Raw genomic sequence first — 1825 nt, 5'->3', positions numbered from 1 at the left:
GCGAAGCAGAAGGGTGCTCGATCCGTGACATCGCCAGACAGATGGGCATTCACTGGAGAACCGCGAAGAAGTACGCAGATCAATCCAACTGGAACGAATCGATTGGTAAAAGAAAGAGTAAAAGCCCAGTTATGGGGCCGTATATGGAGATCGTGGACACATGGCTGGAGGAAGATCGCCTGCTTCCCCGGAAACAGCGGCATACCGGGATACGGATCTACCAGCGGCTGAGAGATGAACACCAGTTTACAGGCGGACAACGAACCGTTTTGGCCTATGTCCGGAAGCGAAAAAACGAAATGGAGCTCGAACGCGCTAAAACCTACGAGCGGTTGGAGCATCCACCGGGAGAAGCACAGGTGGATTTTACGACCATGCAGGTCAGTCGAGCGCAGCAGCTACTCACCTACAAGTTGCTGGTGATCTCCTTTCCGTACAGTAATGCTGCATTTGTATACCCGACACCGGCTGAGAATCAGGAATGCTTTTTAGAAGCGATGAAGCAATGTTTCGAGCAGATGGGAGGCGTCCAGCGGATCTGGTTCGACAATCTGTCAGCAGCGGTGGTCCACATTGAAAAGCAAGGGGAAAGGCAGCTTACCGAAGGATTTCAGCGCTTCTGTGCTCACTACCGGTTTGAAGCTGTATTTTGTAACCCATACCGTGGGCATGAAAAAGGGAGTGTGGAGAATAAATGCGGATATGCCAAGCGCAATTGGGCCGTTCCCATTCCGGTTTATGAGAGCCATGAACAGCTCGTTTCTTATTTCACAGAGCAGGCCCGACAAGATCAAGAGCGCTCACATTACACCAAAAAAATGCGGATCGCCGATCTATGGGAAACGGATCGCGACCATCTGCTCACCCTGCCGGAAAGCGGATTTGAAGCCTTTCGCATGAGCGCCGCAGTCGTCAACAAGTACGGAGAGATCCGGGCAGACGAGACGACGATCCCGTTGCTGGGCTTAGTTCAGCCAGGAAATGAAGTGCTCATTCAGACGTTCTGGGATCGCTTGGTCATCCTAAACAGCCAGCACCACCCCATACGGGAAGTGCCTCGTCCATATACAGGCCAAACGGCAGAAATTCCGTGGCCACAGGTGTTTACGAATCTTTTGCGGAAACCACGCAGCGTCATGAATTCCCAGTTTATTCGCATGCTGCCGGATACCATACAGCAGTATGTCCGGGTGAACGAACTGGAGTTGCGCAAGGAGCGTTTGCAAGCACTGACCCACTGGTGCGGTGTATATCGTATGGAACAAATACAGGAAGTCCTGGAGCAGGAGGGCTGTGAAGCAACGGTAGCTTGTCTCACAGCGGCGCTGGGCGTGAAACAAGGGGACCGAGACCTCCCGGCCGCCTGGCACGAAACGCTGTCTCCTCCGGGAACACAGAAAAGTGGATTGCTTGGGCGCTATGACCAACTGATGGGGGTGAGCTAGGATGAGAACAGAACTCGCGGATTTGTGCCGGCAACTTCGGCTGGCTCATGTGGTGGAATACGTCGCGCTTCAGCAGGACGAACAAGTGAGCATGCTGGTGGAACAACTTCTGACCGCCGAACTCGATGGCCGGCGCCGCGCCAAACTGGGAAAGCTCGTACAGCAGGCGGGATTCCCCCATATTAAAACGTTCGAAGGCTATGTCTACGAACATATTTCGTTTCCAAGCGGAAGCAGTCCGGACAGGCTTCGGGAGTTAGAATGGCTAGAGCGCAAAGAGAATTTGCTGCTGATGGGCGCTGTAGGAACCGGGAAGACTCATATGGCGACGGCTTTAGGGGTAGAGGCCTGCAGACGAGGCAAAACCGTGCAATTCTACC

The 1825-nt window shown here is 53.5% G+C and carries 2 protein-coding genes; both read left to right on the top strand.

Features of this window, described 5'->3' with window-relative positions:
- Nucleotides 1–1445 (top strand): IS21 family transposase (istA, locus tag ABD76_RS25860; RefSeq protein WP_197259833.1); only part of this gene is annotated, 1445 nt, incomplete at its 5' end.
- Between the two features lies 1 nt (nt 1446).
- On the top strand, nt 1447–1825 hold a 379-nt coding region (locus ABD76_RS25855), incomplete at its 3' end, for an ATP-binding protein (protein WP_197257741.1).

The organism is Paenibacillus dendritiformis (genome assembly GCF_015845845.1).
Classification (GTDB): Bacteria; Bacillota; Bacilli; order Paenibacillales; family Paenibacillaceae; genus Paenibacillus_B; species Paenibacillus_B dendritiformis_C.
This window is presented reverse-complemented; position numbering and strand designations above follow the sequence as displayed.